This window comes from Acinetobacter calcoaceticus (assembly GCF_051947995.1).
Taxonomy (GTDB): Bacteria; Pseudomonadota; Gammaproteobacteria; order Pseudomonadales; family Moraxellaceae; genus Acinetobacter.
This window is the reverse complement of record NZ_JBLVVH010000003.1, coordinates 1-18,104: the sequence shown is the minus strand read 5'-3', so window position 1 is coordinate 18,104 and position 18,104 is coordinate 1. Positions and strand designations below refer to the sequence as shown.

14 protein-coding genes and 1 pseudogene are annotated in these 18,104 nt (G+C 40.8%); 7 read left to right on the top strand and 8 right to left on the bottom strand.

All coding sequences use genetic code 11. From position 1 onward, the window contains the following. Positions 1-36: 36 nt before the first annotated feature. Complete coding sequence (locus ACNQO6_RS05935; RefSeq protein ID WP_440208378.1) at positions 37-1,230, bottom strand: alkane 1-monooxygenase; 1,194 nt, start codon at positions 1,228-1,230, stop codon at positions 37-39. Positions 1,231-1,352: 122 nt separating this feature from the next. Between ACNQO6_RS05935 and ACNQO6_RS05930 the strand changes: the two genes are divergently transcribed. Further along, complete coding sequence (locus tag ACNQO6_RS05930; protein WP_440208377.1) at positions 1,353-2,387, top strand: helix-turn-helix domain-containing protein; 1,035 nt, start codon at positions 1,353-1,355, stop codon at positions 2,385-2,387. On the opposite strand, the gene ACNQO6_RS05925 is transcribed toward ACNQO6_RS05930, so the two are convergent. Both ACNQO6_RS05925 and ACNQO6_RS05920 read right to left on the bottom strand, forming a co-directional pair. Further along, on the bottom strand, positions 2,379-2,966 hold the full coding sequence (locus ACNQO6_RS05925; RefSeq protein WP_440208376.1) for an O-methyltransferase: 588 nt from the start codon (positions 2,964-2,966) through the stop codon (positions 2,379-2,381). The two genes, ACNQO6_RS05930 and ACNQO6_RS05925, sit on opposite strands and share 9 nt — an antisense overlap. Positions 2,967-3,002: 36 nt before the next feature. Then, positions 3,003-3,221, bottom strand: a complete 219-nt coding sequence (locus ACNQO6_RS05920; protein ID WP_440208375.1) for a DUF1653 domain-containing protein — start codon at positions 3,219-3,221, stop codon at positions 3,003-3,005. Positions 3,222-3,451: 230 nt separating this feature from the next. Here ACNQO6_RS05920 and ahpF point away from each other — a divergent pair, with 230 nt between their 5' ends. Continuing rightward, positions 3,452-5,017 carry an alkyl hydroperoxide reductase subunit F gene (gene ahpF / locus ACNQO6_RS05915; protein WP_440208374.1) on the top strand — a complete coding sequence of 522 codons (1,566 nt, stop codon included), beginning with the start codon at positions 3,452-3,454 and terminating at the stop codon, positions 5,015-5,017. A gap of 133 nt (positions 5,018-5,150) precedes the next feature. Beyond that, a complete protein-coding gene (locus tag ACNQO6_RS05910; RefSeq protein ID WP_038343717.1) occupies positions 5,151-5,495 on the top strand; it encodes a hypothetical protein in 345 nt (114 codons plus the stop codon). A 53-nt stretch (positions 5,496-5,548) separates the two neighbouring features. Here the strand turns inward: ACNQO6_RS05910 and ACNQO6_RS05905 are convergent, their stop codons facing one another. After that, positions 5,549-6,160, bottom strand: coding sequence for a glutathione binding-like protein (locus ACNQO6_RS05905; RefSeq protein WP_343581228.1), 612 nt, complete (start codon positions 6,158-6,160; stop codon positions 5,549-5,551). Positions 6,161-6,366: 206 nt separating this feature from the next. Next, positions 6,367-8,806: pseudogene (locus ACNQO6_RS05900) on the bottom strand (ExeM/NucH family extracellular endonuclease). A 183-nt stretch (positions 8,807-8,989) separates the two neighbouring features. Here ACNQO6_RS05900 and trmB point away from each other — a divergent pair. Beyond that, positions 8,990-9,706: a tRNA (guanosine(46)-N7)-methyltransferase TrmB gene (gene trmB / locus ACNQO6_RS05895; RefSeq protein ID WP_005231014.1), complete on the top strand. Its 717-nt coding sequence runs from the start codon at positions 8,990-8,992 to the stop codon at positions 9,704-9,706. Positions 9,707-9,790: 84 nt separating this feature from the next. On the opposite strand, the gene ACNQO6_RS05890 is transcribed toward trmB, so the two are convergent. Further along, positions 9,791-10,570 (bottom strand): tetratricopeptide repeat protein, encoded by a 780-nt coding sequence (locus tag ACNQO6_RS05890; protein ID WP_440208373.1) that lies wholly within the window; start codon positions 10,568-10,570, stop codon positions 9,791-9,793. Positions 10,571-11,029: 459 nt separating this feature from the next. Between ACNQO6_RS05890 and ACNQO6_RS05885 the strand changes: the two genes are divergently transcribed. From ACNQO6_RS05885 to ACNQO6_RS05875, 3 genes are all read left to right on the top strand, one after another. Then, positions 11,030-12,031, top strand: coding sequence for an SUMF1/EgtB/PvdO family nonheme iron enzyme (locus tag ACNQO6_RS05885; protein WP_440208372.1), 1,002 nt, complete (start codon positions 11,030-11,032; stop codon positions 12,029-12,031). Between the two features lie 28 nt (positions 12,032-12,059). After that, positions 12,060-13,037, top strand: a complete 978-nt coding sequence (locus ACNQO6_RS05880; RefSeq protein ID WP_440208371.1) for a formylglycine-generating enzyme family protein — start codon at positions 12,060-12,062, stop codon at positions 13,035-13,037. A 199-nt stretch (positions 13,038-13,236) separates the two neighbouring features. Next, a complete protein-coding gene (locus tag ACNQO6_RS05875; protein ID WP_440208370.1) occupies positions 13,237-14,229 on the top strand; it encodes a formylglycine-generating enzyme family protein in 993 nt (330 codons plus the stop codon). A gap of 24 nt (positions 14,230-14,253) precedes the next feature. Here ACNQO6_RS05875 and ACNQO6_RS05870 read toward each other — a convergent pair whose 3' ends face one another. Together ACNQO6_RS05870 and ACNQO6_RS05865 are read right to left on the bottom strand one after the other, a co-directional pair. After that, positions 14,254-17,241, bottom strand: coding sequence for a hypothetical protein (locus tag ACNQO6_RS05870; RefSeq protein ID WP_440208369.1), 2,988 nt, complete (start codon positions 17,239-17,241; stop codon positions 14,254-14,256). A gap of 6 nt (positions 17,242-17,247) precedes the next feature. After that, positions 17,248-18,104, bottom strand: an 857-nt coding sequence (locus ACNQO6_RS05865; RefSeq protein ID WP_440208368.1) for a DUF2345 domain-containing protein, incomplete at its 5' end; no start/stop codon positions are given.

Sequence of the window (18,104 nt, the reverse complement as noted above, 5' to 3'; positions counted from 1 at the left end):
CGATCGGGCTGATTTTTGTTGTATCTAGCTTCAGCTTTAAGCAGCATCTTGCTGTTCGGCATATTTCTCTAACATCTTTTGTTTGGCTTCAGGATGGACATTGATTCTGTCCAAGTGACCTTTATAGTGTTGCACCACCCGATCATCCATAATTTTTGACCACCACGCTGGAATAAAGGCGGGCAAAATCATGGCCCCATAACCTGCGGGTAACTGCGGTGCATCTTCAAAATGACGTAAGGTCTGAAAGCTTCGGGTCGGATTAGCATGATGATCTGAATGACGTTGTAATTGATACAGGAACAAATTGGTTACTACATTATTATTGTTCCAGCTATGCTCAGGTAAAGTCCGTTCATATTGGCCATTTTCTTTCTTGGCCCGCTTTAAACCATAATGTTCAATATAATTTACTGATTCAAACAAGGTAATTGCATAGACCGCTTGCGTCAGTTGAAAAGGTACAGAACGCAGACCAAACTGACTGAACATCGCCGCATGGTATACAGCCGACATGACCCACCCGTGGATCAACTCATTTTCCTTACATAAGAAAGGCAATTTCTTGCGTTGTAAACGGTTCTTTTCAATCTCGATCGCTGATTTAAAACTACCCATCACGGTACGCGGTAAAAACTTCCAGAAGCTTTCACCAAATTGTGACGATGCCGGATCTTCAGGCGTGGCTACACGACGGTGGTGACCATAAGGATGCTCAATGCGAAAATGGTTATAACCTGATGGCGCCAAGGCCAGATGTGACAAATAATGTTCCAGCCGTCCTGTTTTATGGCTCAATTCATGTGCGGTATTAATCGCAATGCCATTGACCATGCCGACCAAGCTTCCCAGTAACAACTGATCCGCAAGCGAAGTATCTTTACGACTGGCTAAATAGGCGCCATAGATATTGGTCGCGTATTGCAAAGGAATAAAAAGTTTAACAATACGGGCATAATAGGGATCGGCTTCTAAATCTGCGATTGCATCGAGTGGCGGGTTTTCCGTGTCCTCACCGATCAATTTATCCAATGTTGGAATAACAGCATGAATAAATAAGGGTCCAAATGAAGCGAAGAATTTTTTGGTTCTTTTAGGGCCAAACTGATAGCCTGCCAAACCACTCATTGCAATCGTAGGGACAGCCAAACCCAATAACCACAAATGCCGTTTTTTATCTTTAAATGTTGTTGCCGCTTGCTCGACATCCAGTTGAGTATGCATATTCATTAGAATCTCCTCAATCAAACACAAACTCTTTTGCTTGAGGTAATTGTGTAATTTTACAGCAGCGCTATATTATCATTTTAAGACTTGCTATTATCATTTTAAGACTTTACTGAGTTTTTCTTGTGCAGAAGCAGCAAATTCCGGTGATTCCATCACGCTACTATTTGCGTCTGATTGAAATTTTAATCGGCACACATCAATACGACCATCATGTGTTGAGTGCATTGCAACAGCAACTGGCACAAACAGAACTGTTGTCTATTCAACAGATAGAGCAATTTATTGAAATGGGTTTAAGCCTGCCTAATACCCATGATCTGGCCTTTGTACTTGGAAAAAACCTTAAACTCAGCTCGCATAGTCTGGTGGGTTATGCCCTCATGACCAGCCCGAATCTGGAACATGCACTCAGACTCATTGCACAATACTTTAGACTGATTATGCCAAGTTTTAAGCTCAGTATTCAGTTTCCAGACCATCAACAAAAGGTTGAGCTGTTATTTGAGCCAATATTGCAAATGAATAAACAATGTCTGGCTTTTCATATCGAAGCCATTGCAGTCGCTTTTTACTACAGTCTGCTAGAACTGGCAGGTCAACAGTTACAACGTTATCAAATCTATTTAAGTATCCCCGAACCGACTTATCAGGAACGTTATCTCTCCTTAGTCAAAGCCAGTTTCCAGTTTAACTATAGCTGGCTATCTGGTATACGGGTCGTGATTGACCAGCAACAATTGGCACTACCCTTACCGTTGGCAGATGCGCATAGCTTAAAAGTGGTTGAGCAACGCTGTCAGGAACAAATCCAGAAAATCTACCATCAAGGTGAAATCGTGGAATGGGTCAGCATGATGTTGCGACAAGCCAATCAAGTACCCACCTTAACCGAATGTGCTCGAGTCCTGAATATTTCTACAAAAACCCTGCAACGCTATTTGCAGCAACAAGGTGTTGAGTTTCAGGGATTAAAGCAGCAGATCAGCACAGAACGCGCCATTGATTTATTAGAGAATTCTAGCTTTACCATTACAGCGATAGCGTATGAACTGGGTTATTCCAATCCTGCCAATTTTACCCGTGCCTTTAACAAAGTCATGGGCTGTAGTCCGCAAGCGTATCGCTTAAACCATCAGGATCAAATTCATTCACTTTAACACCACCATACATAAACCCGCGCCAATCGGCAAAATCGTAGTCATGTAATCTTCATCTTGCTTAATCAATTCCAGAAAGGTTTTCACTTCGGCGGCATGAGAAATCACATTATCGATTATCAAGGTACTGCCAGCATTTTGTAATAAACGCTTTAAATCGGCCCAGTAACTGACGTAATGAATACGCTCTGCATCCAGTAAAATAAAATCAAATGCTTCTGTAGCTTGGGCCAGAAAATCCGCTGCATCTCCTACCCAGAAATCAATGTGCTGTGCTAGCTCAAAATCTTCAGCATATTTTTTCGCTTGGGCACTGCGTAAAGGATCAATTTCTAGCGTTTGAATCTTTCCGCCGACCGCTTGGGCAGCCTCAGCCAACCACAAGGTTGAATAACCAGTCGAAGTCCCGATTTCCAGAATACGTTTTGATTGCTGACAACGAATCAGCATCGCCAATAACTTTGCCGACTCGGCCTCAATATTCCGATAGCGACTCAGACGATCAGACTGTTGTGCATCGTGTTGTTTAAACTCGTCATATAAATCAGCAATACGCTGTAAAAATACATTACTGGTCATGATTGACCCTCCAGATGCTAAGTCGGCAAAGTCTGCTTAAGTCGCTTGAATCAATTTAAAACGGGGCTGGATTTGTCCATCCGCCAATTCAACCGTTTCAGTAAACATCGCCAATGGGCGTACCCACATCGAATAATCGCCATATAAGCATTGATACACGACCAGCTCCTCTTCTGTTTCACTATGACGAGCAACATGAAAGACCTGATAAAGCTGCCCTTTATAATGTTGATAGATGCCGCGCTGTAATGCCATATTGCTTATCCTCTATTTATGTCACGTCATGATTGCAGTTGTATAACAGGTTTGATTGTACTGATTTTTTTATCGAAAGATATATTTCAAAATTCAACTATTCAATTAAAAATTCAAAAAACCGATCAAACCCATAAAAACATACTGTTTTACCTATTTATAGTTTTTGCGTAGTATAGCCTTATTGAATGAATTGACCGATTTAAAAGTCTTAGGGTTTGGAGAAATACATGTTAGATCAAAATATTAAAACTCAATTAAAAGCTTATTTAGAACGTTTAGAAAGTCCGATCGAACTGGTTGCTGCTTTGGATGACTCAGACAAAGCAGAGAAAATCAAAGAACTGGTGACTGAAATCGCGGAACTTTCTGACCAAGTTACGGCGCGTTTTGACGGTTCAAACGCTCGCCGTCCTAGCTTCGGTGTTGCCAAAGCAGGTGAACAACCGCGTGTGTTCTTTGCTGGCTTGCCGATGGGCCATGAGTTTACTTCTTTGATTCTGGCATTACTGCAAGTGTCTGGTTATGCGCCAAAAGTCTCTGATGAAGTCCTGGCTCAAATCAAAGGCCTCAACTTGACTGCAAACTTCGATGTATTTGTGTCACTTAGCTGCCACAACTGTCCAGATGTGGTACAAGCGCTTAACCTGATTGCAATCAACAACCCGAATACCACGGCAACCATGATTGATGGTGCTTTCTTCCAGGATGAAGTGGAAGAGCGCAAAATCTTAGCTGTACCTATGGTATTCCAGGACAATGAGCATATCGGTCAGGGTCGTATGACACTGGAAGAAATCGTGGCTAAGTTAGACACCAACTTAGCTGAGAAAGATGCAGCAGCAATCAATGCCAAAGATGCATTTGATGTGTTGGTGATTGGTGGTGGTCCTGCGGGTGGTACTGCGGCAATCTATGCAGCGCGTAAAGGGATCAAGACCGGTATTGTGGCTGAACGCTTTGGCGGTCAGGTGATGGATACCATGGATATTGAAAACTTCACCACGGTGCAAAAAACTGTCGGTCCGAAGTTTGCTCAGGATATGGAAGCACATGTCCGTGAATACGGCGTGGATATCATGAACCTGCAACGTGTCAGCAAGATCACAGGCGCAGATCAAACTGCCAACGGTCTAGTTGAAGTTGAACTGGAAAATGGTGCCAAGCTTGAATCGAAAACCATCATTCTTTCAACCGGTGCACGCTGGAGAGAGATGAATGTGCCGGGTGAAGCCGAATACCGTACCCGCGGTGTGGCTTACTGCCCACACTGTGATGGCCCATTGTTCAAAGGCAAACGTGTTGCGGTGATTGGTGGCGGTAACTCGGGTGTAGAAGCCGCGATTGACCTTGCAGGTATTGTTGAGCATGTGACACTGGTTGAATTCGATACCAAGCTTCGTGCCGACCAGGTGTTGCAAGACAAGTTAAACAGCTTGCCAAATACCACCGTGATCATGAATGCATTGAGTACCGAAGTGGTCGGTGATGGCGCTCAGGTGACAGCGTTGAAATATAAAGACCGCGCTACTGATGTTGAACATACGGTTGAGCTGGCAGGGATCTTTGTACAGATCGGCTTATTGCCAAACACTGACTTCCTGAAGAACAGTGCGGTTGAGTTAAGCAACCGTGGTGAGATCGTGATCAACGACCGTAACGAAACCAGTGTTAAAGGTGTATTTGCCGCAGGTGACTGTACGACCGTGCCTTATAAGCAAATTATCATTGCCACAGGTGAAGGTGCCAAAGCTTCTCTCTCAGCCTTTGATTATATGATCCGTTCTGGCCTATAAAAAAGACACGTACTTATATTGACCGATGTAAGTGCGTGTTTTTACAAATTTTCAACTTTATTCTTTATGCAGTTTATGTTTATATTTTTAGCATCCATTCCTATTGGATGCCACAAAGAAAAGGAAATAGACAATGAATAAATTACTTGTTGCATTAGGTCTTGCTGCTACTGTTGCGCTTGTAGGCTGTAATAAAGATAAAGCACCTGAAACAGGCGCAACCACGGGTGAACATTTAGAACACGCGGCTGATCAAGCTGGTGCAGATATCAAAAACGCAACTGAAGCAGCAACAAGCGATGTTGCGACTGCAGTAGATACAGCGGGCGATCAGATTGATGCTGCTGCTGACCACACTGCAACGGCGACTGCTGAAGCTGCTGCAAAAACTGAAGCTGCTGCACGTGATGCGACAGCTAAAGTTGCAGGTGCAGTAGAATCAGGTGCTGCTGACGTGAAACAAAAAGCTCAACAATAATTGAGCTGAAATAAAAAAGCCTCTGTTCGCAGAGGCTTTTTTATTGGGTTGTATTAGCTCAACAGCCCTTCATCACGCATCGCAATCTGAACCGATTGACGCTCAGCAATTTTATTACGTAGCGCTACGATATGGATATATGGTGTTAAATCATGTTCGATATGGTTTGACCAGTTGGTTAACACAAACAAATAGGCATCCGCCGGGCCAAAGTTATCATCGACCAGATAATCACAATCCCAACCCGCCAGATAGTCATCGATATATTTCAACAAACGGTCCACTTCAGCATAGGCCTTGGTCTTCTCATCGTCTGTCAATTTACCGGTAAAAAAGACAGAATATGCATCATGCAGTTCCGAGTTCAAATACCCCAACCACTCAAGAACTTTTGCCCGTCCCATGCCCGATGGTGGTATCAGGTCCTGTTTTGGATCGTGTTGCGCAAGAAACGGTAAAATCGCCACATTCTCGGTTAAAATCAAACCTGGATTAATTTCCAAAGCCGGTACATAACCCTTTGGATTAATCTCGTAATAATCTGCACCTTTTGAGGTTTTATGTGTTTTTAGATCAACTCGTTCTAAATCAAAATCTACGTTGATTTCATTTAAAATAATATGGGCTGCCAATGAGCATGCGCCAGGTGAATAATACAACTTCATAATTGATCCTTGTTATCTAACAACTTATGCTCTAGAACGTTCCTACGAAACTCGAGAACAGACAGAATTAAAATTTATAATCGCTTTCATGCTAAGAACATCTACACCACTACTATTAATGAATTTTTTTCGACCTTGCAAGTTATATTCCGTGACGATTGATTATTTTATGAAAAAACAAACCCAACAATGTCACGGAAACCGGATTAGGCTCGACCAAAAAGCTTGCCTAACCATTCAAATAACGAATTTAGAAACTCTACGATAATATGTTTCGGATGATCAGGTTCAAGTTGTGAATCGGCGGTTTTCATATCCAGATCAACAATCACGGGATCATGGTCTGAAGAACGGTAAGCATTGGCCGAAAAGAACAGATCCTTTTGCGCATCGGTTTTATATTCTTCGTTATAATCCAATACCGTTGGTTCATCGGCATTGATATGCCAGGCAAAGGCTTTCACCACACGCTTATACAGGTTGGCATCGGCGATGGCATGATCAAGGTTACCTGCACCGCCATAGCCATCTGCATCACTCGATACGCCAAAGACATAGCTATAAGCCTGATTGCCCTCACCGACCTTGCTGTCATTTAGCAATACTTTATAGTTGGCTTTTTCAAAGCTCAGGATCGGATCTTCTTTGGCATAGCTGTTCATATCACCCAATAATAAAATATTCGGATTTTTGACCTGAGTTGGATTCTTGGCGATCCATTGCGTGAGTTGTTCAACTGCTTTCACGCGGGTTGGATTCCAACACCCTTGTCCATCCCGTTGATCCGCATCCAGAGAGTTTAGATCTACCCCCTTACAACCTTTCGATTTAAGATGATTTGGAATGACCGTAAAGATCTGTCCGCCCTGTAGCGGCTTAAAAGATTGCGCTATGGTCGAACGGTTTATCCCCCAGATCTAATACCGCAGCTTTATTCACGGGTTGAACACGTTTGCTGTTATAGATAATCGCAACTGCAATCACATCCGTACCCAACTGGTTAAGTCCTTCTGGAATGACATATTTCCAGTCTGGTCCTAAAGCCCGAGTTAAATTAGCAACTGCACTATCACTGCCATAACCATTATTGGCAATCTCCATCAAGCCATATACATCAGCATCGATTGTTTTTAATGCACTCACAATTTTGGCATGTTGCTTGTCAAACTCAACCTGACTGTTTGCACCACGTTCGGTTGGGAAGCCAGTCTTGCCATTGTCATAGTTGAGTACATTAAATGCTGCAACACGAACATGTTTACTTTGCTTAGCTGTAATCGTTGGCCGCGGATTAGTGGTGGTCACGACTTCCGGCAAGTTTGCCCCTGCAATGGGTTGTACACGCCAGGCATTAAAACGGTATTCCAAAATACCTTGTGCATTTTTTAACTGATAGCCTGAGCGTAGTGTATTCAACGCACTAAAGTTTTGTGGCAACCACGGCGCACGGTTTTGATTATTATAGCCATCATCAAAGATAATTTTTGAAAGCAGATTTTGCTGTGCTAATGCCTTGGCTTCATTTGAAAGTGCCGGATACAGATTGGTTGGAATAAACAGACGCCCCAGACTTAAAGACAACTCCCCATAACGACCGAAATTATAGTTTTCACTGATCGTCAACGTTTGTGGTAATTTCACCAACATGCCCTGATAACGTTTCGGTGAGTTTCCCGCCGTATCGGTCAAACTGCTAAAGGGTAAATTCAAATCCAGCGGTTGAATCAATGATGCCATGTTCTGGTTACAGGTCTTGATATCCTGCTGCAACTGATCCATTTGAAGCTGGTTTTGATAACTGGTTAAACGGCCACGCAGGATCACTTCATCGCCAACCTGCCCACCGTTTACGGCACTACTTGCAGGAATATAGACGAAGATGGCATTGCTGACATTTGGCGTTGCTTTGCTATCAGGCGTTTGCACATAGAAACCGGAGAAACCGTTGCTATAACGATAGTCTGCGGTGATCACGCCACGAATGGTATAGTTTTGATTCTGAGCTGACTCGGCTAAACTGGCAATCGGGGTATCACGACTGCTACAGCTGACCGCATCGCTAATCGGCGGTGTGGTGGTTGAACCGCTTAAGTTCGAAAAGTCATTCCGGTCCGTCCAGGCCTGCCAGGATTGATCCAGATCAAATGGACTGGTTGGGTCAACACTCACGATTGAATTGTCTGTTTGAATACGTTTAAAGCTGTTACCCATGCTTAAAACCGCTGTACCCCAACCATTCGCTGGACGCTCGCCAATGCGACCGAAACGATCTACAGGTGTCCCACGATACAGTAATACCACCGCATCATCACCATTAAAGGACAAGCTAGCAACCTGATTGACCTTATTGCCTAATTGCGCTTGTAATTCTGAACGACCGATCAGAAATTTCTGTTTGCTAGCTAAACTGCCTTGTAAGGGAAATGCCGCGGTTTTAACGGTGCCGCCATTATTAAACTGCTGGATTTCATAATCTGCCAGATTGACCGTTGTGGCATCAGGGTTATAGATTTCCAGCCCCTTTTTATTGCTGCTGCCATCGACATACTGACTAAACATCAGTTGTGCATGCGCCGCAGAAAAGATTGAAGATGCGCCCAACAGGCTTAAACAAATGGCGATCGAATGGTATTTAAAATTATGCATGATTTTTTACTTAGTGTTTAAATTGCCATTAGGCTATGCAAGTTCTGTGACAGCACCATGAAGATTTTTTGACAAGTTTTCATCATTTTTAAAAATAAACGACTAAATAAAATCACTTAAAAGTTTGACTTGTCCACCTGAGCACTTAAAATACGGCATTTCTATATTTATATCTCCAGAATCATGTCAAACGATCAGTTAGAAACGCAAATTACGGAACTCGACAATTTGCCTGAGCACCGTGAAATTGTGACGTTTATGCGTCGTTCAGCTCCGCTCAATACTTCACAACGTACTGCTTTAGAAGATTATCGTGATTTAATTTTGGAATACCCTGTTGGTGATTTACGCCAGCATTTTGAACATCCTGAACGCCCATTAACCGTTGAAATCGGTTTTGGTATGGGCCGTTCTCTGGTGTTAATGGCAAAGGCCAATCCTGAACGTAACTTTGTCGGCATCGAAGTGCATGTGCCTGGTATCGCACAGTGTGTCTATGAAGCGGGTATGGCTGGCTTAAAGAACCTGTTTGTACTGGATGCCGATGCCATTCAGGTATTACGTGAAATGCCAGACAACAGCATTAACTGTGTACAGCTTTACTTCCCTGATCCATGGCAGAAGAAACGTCACTTTAAACGCCGTTTTGTCATTCATGAGCGTATGCAACTGGTTGAACAAAAACTTGAGCTGGGTGGGACTTTCCATGCAGCGACAGATTGGGAGCCGTATGCAGAATGGATGCTTGATATCCTAGATAACCGTCCTGATATGGAAAATCTGGCAGGTAAAGGCAATAGCTACCCTCGCCCAGACTGGCGTCCAGTCACCAAATTCGAGCGTCGAGGTCTTGAATCTGGTCATAAAATTAATGACTTTATCTTTAAGAAAATTAAATAAGTCGATTTAGTTTTCGAAGGAAGCCACTCATTGTTTGTTGAGTGGCTTTTTTATTGCATAAACATTGACATGGCTGAGATCAGGTTATGGCGAGTCATGCTCTAATTGTTTTAACACCTCTCCTGATTCTTTAACTCCATTTTCATAGGCTTTTTTAAACCAGTACTTGGCTTTTTCAAGGTTATGATATTCATTTATATAAAGGTAACCTAAATTATGCTGAGCCATAGGAAAATTCTGCTCGGCTGCACTTTCATATAGTTTTAAAGCCCTCTTTTCATTCTTGGGTACCAGCAAACCATCAGAATACATATTTGCCAGGTTATATTGCGCTTCAGGCATATTCTGTTGTGCGGCCTTTTCATATAAATCCATGGCTAGACCAATATCTTTTTTCACCCCTCTCCCTGAAGAATAAGCATTTGCCAGATTAAACTGGGCTTTAGCATAGCCTTGATCTGCAGATAACCGATAAAAAGCTAAAGCCTTATTTCGGTCTTTTTTCACATAATGGCCATGGTCATACATAATGCCCAAATTATATTGTGCTTCCGGAAAATTTTTCTGTGCGACTCGTTCATACCAGTAAAAAGCTTTCTCTTCGTTTTTAGCGGTTCCAAGGCCCTTGAAATACATGCCGGCCAAATCATTTTGGGCAATCGCTGAGCCTTGCTGCGCTGCTTGTTCAAACAAAGCCTTAGCTTTTATATAATCTTGAGCTACATCTTGACCCAAGAAGTATCGCCCGCCTTGCTGATAGAGCAATTCGGCTTGTACCTCCTGATTATCCCGAGTTACTTTTGAACAGGCACTGAATTGAAAAATGGTCAAAATAATCAACATAACAATAAATTTTTCTTTCATTTCAATATCAATACCTTGTATAGATCAAACGAGTGTATAGTCAGATTTTCATATCCATATAAAATTGAATCTACGATTACAACTTTGATTTCCTATAGTCTACCTATTATTTCTAGCAATAAATTGATTATTAAAAGAATATAAAACAAACTTTTGAGGAGATTTTACTTATTTTTTAGAGAAACAATCAGGCTATAGTACCTTTTTTAAAATATGGATAAGAATAAAATGCTAATAAAATTGGATTATATTGTTAAATACTAGAAATCAAATCCAAGGTCTAATATAGATCAATCAAAAATAATCAGCCTTATATATCGCTTTTTCACCAACAACATTATAATTGGTAAGAAGTTTTTAATTAGCTCTTAATACCAACTAACACAAATTAACTTCACTATTTTAATTAGATTGATTAAGATTTCTTCCAATTAAATTTAAACAATTGATTTTTTTATAATGAAAAAGCAGAAGCTATTCTTTATTTTATTCTCAGGCCTAGCTTTAAGCGCTTGTGCCAAATCACCTGAAACTAATCAGAAAGTTGTAAAGACCTCACCTGAACTGCAACAAAAAATTCAAAAATTGGTGGAAAAAACCAAAAAGAATATGATTTTTGTTGAAGGTGGGAGCTACCTGATGGGCGATTTTGGGGTAGTCACTCCTGAACTTGAAAAAACCGTGCCTGATAGCATGGCGGTCAAGAATCCCAAAGGCAATATCGAAAAACCTGATCACCTGCCTTTCTCACCAGGAAATGACAATAAGGCTTTGCATAAAGTAACACTGAGCAGCTTTAATATGAGTGCCTATAAAACAACATTAGAAGACTTTAATGTTTTTACTGAGGCAACCGGACAACCTAAGAGCTATTACAATGAACTCTTTACTCCAGAGATCGCCCATGAAATTGCGACAGGGATGGATTGGCAACAAGCCAAAGATTATTGCCAATGGCTGGGACAACAAGTAGGAACGCCTATGGACCTACCGACTGAAGCACAATGGGAATATGTTGCACGCAATAAAGGCCAATATACTGTCTTTGCAACAGACACAGGCAAAGTAGAGCCTGAGAAGAACTTATGGAAATTAAATCAATATGACAATTATAGTCATAGTAACACCCCTGATTCAGTACTGGAAATTCCAGTGCTTGGCAAAACACCACCAAACCCTTTAGGTTTTTATGACCTTGTCACCAATAATTATGAATGGATGAATGACTGGTACGATAAAGACTATTACAAACACTCTCCTGTCGATAATCCCAAAGGGCCTAAGTCTGGTACTGAAAAGGTATTGCGTAGCTCACCTGCAATGAGTGCGGATGATTTAATGATGGCTGGTGGTCTTAATATAGAAAGAGCACATGCCCTACCAAAATCAAATGAAGAAAATAAAATGACCTATCGTTTATATGGGGTACGTTGCGTCGCCAATCTTCCACATTCTTTTTAAGTCAGCATTCAATTTTAGGTTTTAAAAAATGATTAAACCCACCCTTATAGCTATTATATTTTCTAGTATAGCCTTAACTGCATGTGCAAAACCCGCCTCAGATTCTAGCCTAAAGACACAAACACCAGTTGCCCAAAAAAACCTGTCTGCCGAACAACAAAAGCAATTACAGCAGCTCCTAGAAAAAACTAAAAAAAATCTCATTTTTGTCAAGGGTGGAACTTTTATGATGGGTGATTTCGGCCCTGAACATAGTGTCGATAAACTTCCTTATGATGGTAAAGGTGACAGCAAGCCCTTGCATAAAGTCACTTTAGATGACTTTCAATTAAGTGCTACCAAAGCCACTTATGCTGATTTTGATATCTATACTGATGTCACTGGACAAAAGAAGGTTGGAACATTCGATGAACTTTCAATTAAATATCGTATTCCTACAGCTGCCGCAGGAATTAATTGGCAACAAGCTCGAGACTATTGCCAATGGCTCGGCCAACAGCTTAATTTAAAAATGGATTTACCTACAGAAGCCCAATGGGAATACGCCGCCCGTAATCGTGGTCAATATGTTCTTTATGCAACCGACAATGGCAAAATGGATATTGGTCGTAATATCTGGAGCTTTGAGCAGAAAAAAGCCTCTAATAGAAAATTCAAAGCAAGAAAAAATGTATCTACACTCCAGCAATTTCCTCCAAGCCCTTTAGGCTTTTATGACATGCTTACCGACAACTATGAATGGATGCTGGACTGGTATGATCCAGAATATTACAGTAAATCCCCTGAAAAAAACCCGCAAGGCCCTGCATCAGGTAAATTAAAAGTTGTGCGTAGTTCTGCACCTGATGATGGCCAGAATATGCATATGGGAGGAAAGGGCTTAACCATGCAACGCCATGCGATGCATCCTGTTGAAGACCCTGTACGTGCAAAAGACCCAAGAATTAAAAAGTATAATATTGATTTAAATCAATACAATTCAGTACGGTGTGCTGTAAATCCTTAATTTACATAGCTTCTAAGGTGTACCTTAAATATCGTATACCTTAACTCCTTCTTTCTTCTATTTAAAACACCGAAGACCATCAATTTAAGTAAAAAAATATGCGAAGATTTCAACTTCACATTTGGTTTTAATACTTAACACAATGTTTCTTTTCAATCCCGCAAAACTGTCTTAGAATTCTAACAATATCCGCAACCCAATGATTTTAAAAAAGATGATTAAACAAAACCTTGCGATTATTCTGCTTTCTAGCACTGCTTTAACCGCATGTGCAAAACCCGCCTCAGATTCTAGCCAAAAGACACAAACACCAGTTGCCCAGAAAAATCTATCTGCCGAACAACAAAAGCAATTACAACAACTCCTTGAAAAAACAAAAAAGAACCTTATTTTAGTCAAGGGTGGAACTTTTATGATGGGTGATTTCGGCCCTGAACATAGTGTCGATAAACTTCCTTATGATGGTAAAGGTGACAGCAAGCCCTTGCATAAAGTCACTTTAGATGACTTTCAATTAAGTGCTACCAAAGCCACTTATGCTGATTTTGATATCTATACTGATGTCACAGGTCAAAAGAAGGTTGGAACGTTCGATGAATTTTCAATTCAAGAACGTGTTCCTACAGCCGCTGCAGGAATTAACTGGCAACAAGGCCGAGACTATTGCCAATGGCTTGGTCAACAACTTAACTTAAAAATGGATTTGCCTACAGAAGCCCAATGGGAATATGCTGCCCGTAATCGTGGCCAGTATATTCTATATGCAACTGATAACGGCAAAATGGATATCGGCCGTAATATCTGGAGTTTTGAACAAAGAAAAGCAATTAATAAAAAATTTAAATCTCTTACTAATGTCCCAGTTTTACAACAATATCCTGCTAGTCCATTAGGTTTTTATGACATGATCACGGATAATTATGAATGGATGCTAGACTGGTATGATCCAGAATATTACAGTAAATCCCCTGAAAAAAATCCTCAAGGCCCTGCATCAGGTAAATTAAAAGTTGTGCGTAGTTCAGAACCACGCGGTGGGCAAAATCTATATATGGCAGCAAAAGGTTTAACCATACAACGCCACGCTATAGATCCAATAGCAGATCCTAAACTTGTAGAGTATTACTCTAAAAAAGACTACTCTTTTGATTATAATCAAAATAATTCAGTACGTTGTGCTGTAAATCTTTAATTTATATACTTTCTAAGGTGTACCTTAAACATGGTACACCTTCTCTGATTCATCCTGCTCAAAAGGCGCTAAGATTTCAAGATTGCTGGCCATCAATGTTTGCTCTTCAAAACCTCTGGATATTCCCTGCTGTATCTTAAACTGTTCAAAACGCTGATCATCCTGATTTCTTACTAACATATAATTCCAGGACGTACCTGTAACTGCTTTAGCACCCTTACGGTATTTTAAATAATCTTTTAACCATTGATTAATATTGGTTCCCGCATAATCAATACCCTGGTTAATACAACGAATAATATCTTCAGCATATTTGGGATTTTCCCCATAATTTAAAAAGCGAATCAGATCCCCTTCAACTTTACCGAATTGATCTCGGGTTAACTTTTCTCCCAGCGGATGAATATGTTGAATAGTATTTTGCCATTCTGCAGTCGTAATACAGGTCTTTAAGATATTAATTACTGCTGTCTTTCGGGCAGGAAAAAACTTGATTTCTAAACTACTAAAAGAAACATAAATATCAAAAATTGGGGCAGTACGATCACTCCAATGAGTCACTGCATATAGCAAAATCCCCTTGGTTTCTGGTGGAGCAATGATTAATTCCTCCCGCCCTTTAGCTGAATTCACATGATTCGCTGTTTTTAAACGGCCCTGATCAACATCTAATCTTATAACCCAACGTTTATATTCATTTGATAAGAATTGTACTCCTACAGTTAATGGTTGATCTTCACCAATACAATAGGCCAAAATTTGTGCCATCAATGAAAATGTCTCTGATTCAATATAAAGAAGGTTTCTAAAGCTAGCCTGTAATAATTGTAGTTTGATAAAACCGATATAGTTCAGAATATGCTCGGTACCTACCGTAAAAGTTGCGACCCCCTTTGCCCCTATCCCCCAACATAGATGGGCAGCAGCGCGTATTTTAAAACATCCGTCATCATAAATAATCTGAAATTGTCCTTGCGCGCCAGCCCCGATACTGACTGCAGCACCAGCAGTTGCAGCAGCAATTGTGACAAATTTCCCTTCACCACTTTTATCTATATTCGGTTTAAACCATTCAATGCCACCTTTGAGCACACCTTGTATTTGTGCACCTACAAAGGCGTTAATTCCTGCTGTTGCTTGGGGTTTTCCGCTTTCTTGGGCAGTCGCAATTTCTTTTAGATCACCTTTTGCTGGCTGAAACATGGGTTTACGTTCACGATTCAGCATATTTGACATCGATTGTCCAGGTTCTCGTACCACTGCAGATATCACCTGCGTTGTACCTTGATGACTGATATCTACTGATAAATTCCCTGCAATCCCAAGATTTGCTCCAGAGAAACCGGATAACTCAGCACCAATTAAAAACCGAATCGTACCTAAATCATAGTTTTCAAGTTCAAGAGCCCACCCAGATTCACAAGGATAAAATTTACGCCACTCTTTTACACCTTCGAATAATGTCCATTTGGCGGATGCATCCCCGCTCAGTTTTGCTTTAACACCCTTTGGAGATGCACTGATCATGCCTTCGGCACTAGAACCAGCCACCATACGCATCCACTGAGCTTCCTGACTCACCGTTATATTACTACTACTAACATATTCTTCAGCGATTTCGCCACCCAAGCCACCAATCAGGTTATAAACGGCTTTATCCCCACCCACTGATTTTTTAGCGGTCAATAACTGTTTTGCGAGTTTATCAAATTCCTTTTTGATAAGACTTGGCGGAGCAACCTGACCATTTTCCTGCTTAATCTTGACTTCCTTTTCTTCATTTAAGCGCCTCTGGCTATAGCTCTTATAATCAGAAACACGCAGATAACGCCTTACCAAATTATATTTGGAAGCACTCTGATTCTTTTCACCAGTTGTCTCAACAATCCATACCTCTTTAAGGTCTGCAACTTGTTTAAATTCACCATTAATTTTTTCAATGGCTTTTTCCTGATTGATATTCAACCTTTTCTCGAGTTCCTTGATTTGCTCAAGATCTCTACTTTGAATTGCTCTTGTTAATTCACTATTAGAATGATGAACTTCCTTTATTGCATCAGATAGAATTTTTGTTTTTCGATCAAATTCCGCATAAAGTGCAGGAGGAAGTACCAAAACCTCATTGTCAGATGGATTGATGACAATGGGTGGTTTCTGATTCTCGCCTAAACTGGCTTTATTGTTAATATCTGGATTGGTATTCGCTGAGGCTGTTGGGAAAACAACCAACCTGATATCCTGCTTATCTACACAAGTAATTGGTTCATATAACTCACTTGTCTTTGATGTGCTTCCCATTTGATATTTAATTTGGCTTTTCAGATAAGTATCCGCTTGTTTGGTATAACCTTTTTGATCTGTTGGTGTTGGTCTAAAACCGACTAAGGGTTTACTTTGCCCCTCTCCAAAAATCTGATAGCTCATATTAGGAATACCTTTACCTCGGCTATCAACAAAGCGGTACAACACATACATTTTAAATTTCAAATATTTTCTGGACTTTATAATCGTAGTATTTTTCTTTTTATATTCCTCATAAGACATATCGAAACTTTGCTCAAGTTTTTGTACACCCTGATTAAATGTTGGTGGCATTTTAGATAAATTAAAAAAATTGCCTTTAGGATTTTTCTTCGCCTGCTCTTTTAGTTCAGCACGTAATTTTTTGGATTTTTCCTGCTGAAGCTCGAACTGCTCTTTTGTTATAAACTTGATATTGTTCTCTAAACGACTATCTTGAATTTCAATAACATTTGTCCCTTCAGCCAAAACAGGTTTAATCAGCTTTTTAGGACTAAAAATGGTTTCATGACCCTGAACAAAAACATGTAACGTCCCATTTTCACTAATTTCAACTGGCTTAGTCTGCCCCTTATCATCGGTTACCCCCGTATAGGTAATACGACTCCCCTGTTTAGGAAAAAAAAAGAGAGTGTAATTCACATTTGGCAAGACTTTGTTTCTTTGGTTATAAAAAATAATCGTTTTTTCAATAACATTATATTTATTCATTATTTTCTACCCCTTTGTTACCAGCTTATATTTAGAAGCATTTTCATCATTAATATGAATCGAAATCTTCTCTGAACTCTCTGTTGTGAATCTTTGAGTTTGGCCTGCCGCATTTGTGCGACCAGTTTGCTGACTTCCATCTGCTCTAAATGCAATATATTCTACATTTTTCGCAGGTTTACCTTCTAAATCCACAATCTCAAAAGTCAAATAACATGGTGAGCTATTAAATTTCCTTTCTGGGGCCTCAACCTTCGCTCCACCCATAAACAAATGCTGCCCCGCCTTGACCTCAAACTTGCCGCCTGTGGTTGGGAAAATACCAGAACCATCTAGCTTAATCTGAGAACCACCCGCAGTAATTACAATCTCTTTCGGACTGGTAATCTCAATGCGGTCTTCGGTTGAAATAATCTGAATCCCTTGCTTGGCAAGTAAATCCATCCCATCCGATTGAGCCTGAACCTCAAACTTACCTTTGGCAGCAACCTGCTTAATTCCATTCTGCGCTGCAAACAGGCTCACCTTACCACTGACATGTGCCACCAGATTTTTTTGCGTGCTCAAATTGATACTGTCGCCGGCAAACTGATTGATCTGACCATCCGCAGATAAATGAATATCTTCATTAGTGCTCAGGCCAATGCCTGCTGGCGAACTCAATAACAGCATGGCCTTGTTAAACTTGGCAATATCCGCTTCAATTTCATCAGCAAACGCTTTCAGTTGATCAACTGATTCAATTTCATCGGTCTGCTGGTTCTTGGCAACCTCACTCAGTGACTTGGCATTGCTTTGATTGCCTTCAAGCTGCTGTTTAGCAGGCTGTGCATCCAGATGTTCACCTTGCGCTTGATCCTGCT

Excerpts from the sequence above, each read along its gene's own strand:
- ACNQO6_RS05910 (WP_038343717.1), top strand. The coding sequence starts at position 5,151 with ATGAATAAATTACTTGTTGCATTAGGTCTTGCTGCTACTGTTGCGCTT.
- ACNQO6_RS05925 (WP_440208376.1), bottom strand. The coding sequence starts at position 2,966 with ATGACCAGTAATGTATTTTTACAGCGTATTGCTGATTTATATGACGAG.
- ACNQO6_RS05875 (WP_440208370.1), top strand. The coding sequence starts at position 13,237 with ATGATTTTAAAAAAGATGATTAAACAAAACCTTGCGATTATTCTGCTT.
- ACNQO6_RS05885 (WP_440208372.1), top strand. The coding sequence starts at position 11,030 with ATGAAAAAGCAGAAGCTATTCTTTATTTTATTCTCAGGCCTAGCTTTA.
- ACNQO6_RS05905 (WP_343581228.1), bottom strand. The coding sequence starts at position 6,160 with ATGAAGTTGTATTATTCACCTGGCGCATGCTCATTGGCAGCCCATATT.
- ACNQO6_RS05935 (WP_440208378.1), bottom strand. The coding sequence starts at position 1,230 with ATGAATATGCATACTCAACTGGATGTCGAGCAAGCGGCAACAACATTT.
- ACNQO6_RS05890 (WP_440208373.1), bottom strand. The coding sequence starts at position 10,570 with ATGAAAGAAAAATTTATTGTTATGTTGATTATTTTGACCATTTTTCAA.
- ahpF (WP_440208374.1), top strand. The coding sequence starts at position 3,452 with ATGTTAGATCAAAATATTAAAACTCAATTAAAAGCTTATTTAGAACGT.
- ACNQO6_RS05870 (WP_440208369.1), bottom strand. The coding sequence starts at position 17,241 with ATGAATAAATATAATGTTATTGAAAAAACGATTATTTTTTATAACCAA.
- ACNQO6_RS05920 (WP_440208375.1), bottom strand. The coding sequence starts at position 3,221 with ATGGCATTACAGCGCGGCATCTATCAACATTATAAAGGGCAGCTTTAT.
- trmB (WP_005231014.1), top strand. The coding sequence starts at position 8,990 with ATGTCAAACGATCAGTTAGAAACGCAAATTACGGAACTCGACAATTTG.
- ACNQO6_RS05880 (WP_440208371.1), top strand. The coding sequence starts at position 12,060 with ATGATTAAACCCACCCTTATAGCTATTATATTTTCTAGTATAGCCTTA.